This window comes from Virgibacillus kekensis (genome assembly GCF_042654125.1).
Taxonomy (GTDB): domain Bacteria; phylum Bacillota; class Bacilli; order Bacillales; family Amphibacillaceae; genus Lentibacillus; species Lentibacillus kekensis.
Genome location: NZ_JBHSFU010000002.1, coordinates 96,752 through 103,040, shown reverse-complemented (window position 1 = coordinate 103,040; position 6,289 = coordinate 96,752). Strand labels below are relative to the sequence as shown.

Here is a 6,289-nt window from a genome sequence, read left to right as displayed (position 1 = left end):
TTACAGGCAGGTTGCCCACGTGTTACTCACCCGTCCGCCGCTCGTTCCACAGGCGTCACCCCGAAGGGTTCAGCCTGCTTCCCGCGCTCGACTTGCATGTATTAGGCACGCCGCCAGCGTTCGTCCTGAGCCAAGATCAAACTCTCCAAAAAAGTTTGATATGATTGACACCAATCAATCATATAATGTCTTAGCTTTTAAAAATAGAATTCAGGGAAAAGCAATAAATGCTTTTCCTGTCTTCTTGACATACTGGTTGTTTTGTTCAGTTTTCAAGGATCAAATTTCAATGCCGCTCTCAAATTGGCGACTTTATTAATATATCATTTTTCAAGGTTGATGTCAACAACTTTTTTGTTCATCTTTTTGAAAAATGCTTACTGCGTCTCAAGCAGCGTTTATTAATTTATCATGATTTTTTCTTTTTAGCAAGAAGAAAATCTATGAAATTTTGTCGGTCCAAAACCTGTCCGGTTTTTTGCGACGGAATTAAATGTACCATGGTTACTTATTAAAGTCAAACCCTTTTTTTAAATAATATATCGACCGTAGAAAAGCTTCAGCTTAAATGCCACTGAAGCTTTTCGGCCATCTTTTCAATATGAAGCTTTAATTTTTGCCTGGTGAATTGCCATTTACTTTTTTACACGATATTTCCTTTGATATACACCTTTTCCCTTTGTCTCGATTCTTTCCGCTGATAATAATCCCTTTTCAGTCAGAAATCCAAGTATGGCTGTTAGGTCAAGTTTATATGGTTCCACTTTCTTGTTCTGTTTCAATTCTCCATACGACCATGCCTCAGCCTTGGCTTTCATGATATCCAACAGGTGTTTTGCAGACACGTTCGCTCTGGTGCTAATGGCAAAGTCTACTGCTATTATCATCAAATGAACACGCTCATCTATAGCTTCATTGCTTTGGGTTAACTCATCGTAAAGTTTATATACCTCCGGATCTATTTGCTTCACCTGGGTCCATAAAGTTACCTCGGGATAATAACCCTTTTCTATAACCGCAAGTCTCGCCAGATAGTGTAGACAGTTAACCATTCTGCTATATGAATCCTTATATTGCTTTAGAGCATACAGATCTTTCACTTCACTGTAACTCTTAACCAACTTGCCAAACTCCATCGCTTTTCGAAGATCTCTTTTTTCTACTGGAAATTCCCTGAGCTGCTCCTTTAATTGGGAAATATATTCGTTACGGTCAAAAAGAACCTTCCCATTGACTATCCATTCTATAGCTTTTCTGTATCCACTTGTATCAATCCATTCCATCAGCAATTTTTCCGTTACAGTATGCATTGCTGCAGTCTTGTCATCAAATTCATAATGCTTTTCCTGCCAAGCATTTTCATTTTCCTTTACAATAATAAGCAGAATCACATCGAAATTATCAGTCACAGGGCTATTCGGTTTAGTTTTTTCTATTATAACGATTCCCAGTGTATTGGCATCTCCTGCCCGCTCCTGGTAAATCGGCCGTAATAAATCTTCCATATAGTAGGTCCTCCATTAAATTCGAATTCTATATATATTTCGTTATAGTTTTGTGAAATCCTTTTTTCAGAATCAAAAAATGAAATAAAATATGCTATACTACCATTGTAATATATAAGGAGGACAACCATGGCGCAACAATTAGTCTATTCAAGTAAAATAAATAAAATAAGATCATTTGCCCTGATACAAATTTTTATTGGTTTTGCCTTTATGTATGGAGGTATTCTGACAAAAAAAATTGAATGGTTGATGGCAACCTTATTCGTTATAGGTGTATTATTTGTAGTTTTCAGTTGTGTAGTGTATTTCTGGATTGGATTATTGTCCACAAGAGCTGTTCCGATTGTTTGTCCTAACTGTGAAAAGCCCACAAAAATGCTGGGCCGGGTCGATGCCTGTATGCATTGCAAACAACCCCTTACCCTTGATAAAGATCTGGAAGGCAAAGAATTCGACGAAAAGTATAATACCAAAGAATACCGCAAAGAACTTAAGCGGAAAGCTAAAAATAATAAGTAACTTGCAGACCCGTCATGATGGCGGGTTTTTTGTTTCCATAAATGCAAAAGCTCAAGCGCTCTTAACAACTATAGGCTGGATGGCCAGCGCGACCAATTCACATAATACGGCTTCCCCACCACTTATGAGGCAATTTATATATTTTTAAAACCTATAAAAAAATCCGGATATCCTTCACTGGATAGCCGGATTCTTACATTATTAGTGTTTTTGTGTTTCAACCTGCTGACAGTCTTCACATTTGCCGTAAATCTCCATCCGATGATGGCTTATATCAAAACCAGTTACCTGTTCTGCCAAAGATTCAACTTCATGCAGGGTCGGATAATGAAAATCAACTATTTTACCGCAATCATCGCAGATAATGTGGTAATGTTCACTTGTATTACAGTCAAATCGGCTTGATGCATCTCCATACGTAAGTTCACGTACAAGCCCGATTTCCCGCAGTACCCGCAGGTTATTATAAACTGTAGCAACACTCATATTCGGGAATTTCCCTTCAAGCGCTTTATAAATTTCATCAGCTGTCGGGTGAACCATCGAGTTAAGAAGGTACTCAAGAACCGCATGACGCTGTGGTGTAATCCGTACGCCAGAGTCTTTTAAGGTGTTAATTGCTTCACGTAATTTTTTGTCAGACACCGTCATGCACCCCACTTTCAAATTTATTCGAGTCTAATAATATTCTTATATTATAATTCTTATAATTAGTGTAACCGGTTCTACAGTCTTCTGTCAATATAAGTATATTGAGCGTTTATAAATATTATTCCCCGAAAAAACAAAACAAGCGATTCCATTTCAAGGTAATCGCCTGTTTCTCATTTTTTTAAACATCAGCTTTCAATGGAAGTTCTTCTCCACCGAGATTCTTGTTTACGTACCTGGCTGCTACGAATAAAAAGTCGGAGAGCCGGTTCAGATAGGACACCACCAGTGGATTAGCATCTTCTCCCATAGCAACTGCTGCCCGCTCCGCTCTGCGGGTTACTGTTCTAGCTGTATGCAATGCACTTGAGCAGTTGTGTCCTGATGGGAGGATGAAGTTTCGAAGGGGATCAAGTTCTTTATCCCATTTATCAATTTGGTCCTCGAGCTCCTGGATATGCTCTTTTTTCAACTTCCACGCAACTTCCTTGTCACTGGGCGTAGCAAGTTCGGCCCCCGCATGGAATAAAATCGTCTGTACCCGGTGCATTTTTTCCAAAAAGTCCTGCTTCCCCGTCCAGTCTTCCTTATCAAGAAAGCTTAAAGCCAGTCCAATCATGGAGTTCGCTTCATCACACGTTCCATAGGCCTCGACACGGATATCATTCTTGGGTACCCGTTGTCCATAAACCAGTGATGTTGTACCTTTGTCACCTTTTCGGGTGTAGATTCGCATATGTTAATACCCCCTGCTTATATCGATTTGGTTTATATATTGACCGCCCTCATTCAAAAAGGTGCGTAAATTCTCCTCAAATATATCGAGTGCTCTGGTCACATACTTGGAGGATTTTCCCGATAAATGCGGTGTAACGGTAACGTTCTCGGCTTCCCAGAATGGGTGGTCTTCCGGCAATGGTTCTGTCTCAAAGACATCAAGTACCGCATGGGCAATTTCCTGTTCATTGACTGCCCGCAGAATATCCTCCTCGCTGACAGCGTCCCCTCTGCCCATATTCAGAAATACCGCATGATCCGGCATCAACTGGAAGTGTTCATAGGTAAAAAACCCTTTTGTATCCGTCGTGCTCGGTAAAACAGATACCACAAAGTCAGCTTGAGAAAGAACGCTCTCCATTTCCGATTTTGTATAGTTTTCATCGAAATATTCCCTTGGAGTACCACTTCTAGAAATTCCGTAAACCTTCATATTAAAAGCTTTGGCCAGCCTCGCCACTTCACCGCCTATTGCCCCGGCACCCACGATAAGCATAGTTCTGCCTGAAATTTCATTGATACGGACGGTTCGCTTCCAGTTTCGCTCAGCCTCATCTTTCATTAATTCTTTGCCTTGCCGATATACCTGCAGCAGCATAGAGATAGCATATTCAGCCATTGGCGTTTTATGGATACCCCTGGCATTGGTTACTAATATCCCCTTTTCTTGAATTGCTTCAAACGGCATTTTTTCCACTCCGGCTGAGATAACCATGATCCATTTCATATTTTCAGCTTTGCCAATTAGTTCTGGAGTAAGATCCTCCCCATACGTAATCAATACTTCTGCTGTGTCAATATACTGTTTGGACTCGTCCATATTTTCACAAAAAATAAAGGAGACATCAGCATATGTTTCAGTAAGCTTTACACGATGTTTGTTGGATAGTTTTGCTGAAGATAGTACAATCAAGTCCATTTCCTCCCTGTCCATTTCTCTTACCCTTATAGTAAACGTTTTTTTTATAAATTGCTATTGTTTGAAAATTTGTCTGATTGCACGGGAAAAGATAATTAAATCAAATTTAATGGATCTTTTTTCGATATAAAATAAATCATCCCGTATTTTCTGAGTATGGTTCAGGTTTGTACTCCCATTCACTTGGGCAAACCCGGTGATCCCTGGCTTAACCATGAGTCGGACTGCCTGGTGCTTATTATAATGATCCACCACTTCTGCAATTTCCGGCTCCGGACCAACAAGACTCATATCCCCTTTAAGAACGTTGTAGAGTGCGGGCAGGTTTTCCAGACGGTATTTTTTAATCCACTTTCCAGAAAACGTAACTGTTTGTGCTGCACTCCTTTTAAAATGAAAAGAATCTGGCACTCCATTCGACCACTCTTCTGGAAAGGGGTGCGGCGGCAATGACCGGATTACTTTTGATGGTATCGTCATCGTTCTGAATCGCCATATAGTATAAAGCCGGTTCCTCTTCCCTGCCACAGTCTCCTTCTCAAAGACTGGTTTTCCATCCCTTTTTAAAATCCGGTAACTAACTACAATAAACAGTGGTGACATAATAAGAAGAGCAGCGGAACTTATGACGATATCGGCGACACGTTTGGTTATGGTATACAAGGTGTCATGCTTACCTAAATCTGCTTTGGATCGGATACTTTGGCGGATTTCCATCTTACACACCTCTTTCTTTAGAATGTAATCCCTACATTTTATTCGGCAAAAGAAGCCTGTATAACATAGACCGCCAATTATTATATATCTGTAATAAAACAGACAGCCCATTCATCGATAGGCTGTCTGGATTTTTAACTATTTTCCCGGATAAATTCCAGTGCTTCTTCTACATGGCCTTTAACTTTGACTTTACGGAATTCTTTTTGCAGGACTCCCTCTTTATCAATAATAAAGGTTGATCGCTCGATACCGTAGTATTCTTTTCCAAAGTTTTTCTTAAGTTTCCAGACTCCGTAATCTTCGGCTACTTTATGATCTTCGTCGGCAAGCAGCTGAAATGGAAGGTCGTGTTTCTCGATGAATTTCTGATGTCGGGAGGCCGGGTCCGGACTTACACCAAGAATAACGGCATCTAATTCGCTGAAGCTTTCCTGGGCATCCCTGAAATCACACGCTTCTGTAGTACACCCTGGTGTCATGTCTTTCGGATAGAAATATAGAACGACATGTTTTCCTTTAAAATCTGACAGGCTTACCTCGTCTCCGTCCTGATTCGCCAGAGTAAAATCCGGTGCTTTCTTCCCTGGTTCTACGCTCATTCAAATCCCTCCAAATAAGTCTCTCTACGTTAACTATAGCATATCCTACTGACTGTCTCTATTTTCATGGTTTGTTTGAACGAGCCTTAGCACAAAAGCGGTAGGCAGAACATATCCAAGCAGGGCCTGTACGAGCGCAATGAAACGACCAATCCCTATTGGTGTTATGTCCCCATACCCAATGGTCAGAAGGGTCACCCCACTAAAGTACAGGGAATGGATAATCGATCCGGCAACACTTACATGGCGAAGTTCCCCGTTCTCAACTAGCAGTATATTATTAATTGACAATGTGAAATAAATTAGGCCAAATCCGATAATCACAATCAGGTAAATGACAAGCAGTGTATAAAAAATCTCAACAGAGAACCTTGTCTCACGCATTTCCATAACTTTTTTGCGACCGCCACCACGAATGAAATCAATAATACTCACAACAACAATACTGCAAATTATAAAAACAATTATTGCTGGAATGATGTCCATAACTACCCCCCACTCGAAAACATTATATGCTTGGCCACCGGAGGAATAGTCATTTATTTTTAGTAATCAATACGATAGTATATAACTATTATCAGGAAAGGATTGGTTTT

The 6,289-nt window shown here is 40.3% G+C and carries 8 protein-coding genes and 1 rRNA gene; 1 reads left to right on the top strand and 8 read right to left on the bottom strand.

The window, feature by feature from the left end:
- Together ACFO3D_RS01325 and ACFO3D_RS01320 are read right to left on the bottom strand one after the other, a co-directional pair.
- Positions 1-152, bottom strand: a 16S ribosomal RNA gene (locus tag ACFO3D_RS01325); the annotation flags it as partial.
- Between the two features lie 483 nt (positions 153-635).
- Complete coding sequence (locus ACFO3D_RS01320; protein ID WP_390292778.1) at positions 636-1,505, bottom strand: nucleotidyltransferase-like protein; 870 nt, start codon at positions 1,503-1,505, stop codon at positions 636-638.
- Positions 1,506-1,634: 129 nt separating this feature from the next.
- Between ACFO3D_RS01320 and ACFO3D_RS01315 the strand changes: the two genes are divergently transcribed.
- The gene (locus ACFO3D_RS01315; protein WP_390292777.1) at positions 1,635-2,027 is read left to right on the top strand and encodes a YgzB family protein; all 393 of its coding nucleotides are present in this window, start codon (positions 1,635-1,637) and stop codon (positions 2,025-2,027) included.
- 201 nt (positions 2,028-2,228) lie between these two features.
- On the opposite strand, the gene perR is transcribed toward ACFO3D_RS01315, so the two are convergent.
- The 6 genes from perR to ACFO3D_RS01285 all read right to left on the bottom strand — a co-directional run bounded on the left by perR (position 2,229) and on the right by ACFO3D_RS01285 (position 6,179).
- Positions 2,229-2,678 (bottom strand): peroxide-responsive transcriptional repressor PerR, encoded by a 450-nt coding sequence (gene perR / locus ACFO3D_RS01310; RefSeq protein WP_390292776.1) that lies wholly within the window; start codon positions 2,676-2,678, stop codon positions 2,229-2,231.
- A gap of 181 nt (positions 2,679-2,859) precedes the next feature.
- Positions 2,860-3,414, bottom strand: a complete 555-nt coding sequence (locus tag ACFO3D_RS01305) for a cob(I)yrinic acid a,c-diamide adenosyltransferase (RefSeq protein ID WP_390292775.1) — start codon at positions 3,412-3,414, stop codon at positions 2,860-2,862.
- 3 nt (positions 3,415-3,417) lie between these two features.
- Positions 3,418-4,374 (bottom strand): D-2-hydroxyacid dehydrogenase, encoded by a 957-nt coding sequence (locus ACFO3D_RS01300; RefSeq protein WP_390292781.1) that lies wholly within the window; start codon positions 4,372-4,374, stop codon positions 3,418-3,420.
- Positions 4,375-4,428: 54 nt separating this feature from the next.
- A complete protein-coding gene (locus ACFO3D_RS01295) occupies positions 4,429-5,091 on the bottom strand; it encodes a sugar transferase (protein WP_390292774.1) in 663 nt (220 codons plus the stop codon).
- 134 nt (positions 5,092-5,225) lie between these two features.
- Positions 5,226-5,693: a thioredoxin-dependent thiol peroxidase gene (gene bcp / locus ACFO3D_RS01290; protein WP_390292773.1), complete on the bottom strand. Its 468-nt coding sequence runs from the start codon at positions 5,691-5,693 to the stop codon at positions 5,226-5,228.
- A 45-nt stretch (positions 5,694-5,738) separates the two neighbouring features.
- Positions 5,739-6,179, bottom strand: coding sequence for a potassium channel family protein (locus ACFO3D_RS01285; RefSeq protein ID WP_390292772.1), 441 nt, complete (start codon positions 6,177-6,179; stop codon positions 5,739-5,741).
- Positions 6,180-6,289: the final 110 nt, after the last annotated feature.

Coding starts and splice junctions, on each gene's coding strand:
- ACFO3D_RS01320 (WP_390292778.1), bottom strand. CDS start 1,505: ATGGAAGATTTATTACGGCCGATTTACCAGGAGCGGGCAGGAGATGCC.
- perR (WP_390292776.1), bottom strand. CDS start 2,678: ATGACGGTGTCTGACAAAAAATTACGTGAAGCAATTAACACCTTAAAA.
- ACFO3D_RS01300 (WP_390292781.1), bottom strand. CDS start 4,374: ATGGACTTGATTGTACTATCTTCAGCAAAACTATCCAACAAACATCGT.
- ACFO3D_RS01315 (WP_390292777.1), top strand. CDS start 1,635: ATGGCGCAACAATTAGTCTATTCAAGTAAAATAAATAAAATAAGATCA.
- ACFO3D_RS01285 (WP_390292772.1), bottom strand. CDS start 6,179: ATGGACATCATTCCAGCAATAATTGTTTTTATAATTTGCAGTATTGTT.
- bcp (WP_390292773.1), bottom strand. CDS start 5,693: ATGAGCGTAGAACCAGGGAAGAAAGCACCGGATTTTACTCTGGCGAAT.
- ACFO3D_RS01295 (WP_390292774.1), bottom strand. CDS start 5,091: ATGGAAATCCGCCAAAGTATCCGATCCAAAGCAGATTTAGGTAAGCAT.
- ACFO3D_RS01305 (WP_390292775.1), bottom strand. CDS start 3,414: ATGCGAATCTACACCCGAAAAGGTGACAAAGGTACAACATCACTGGTT.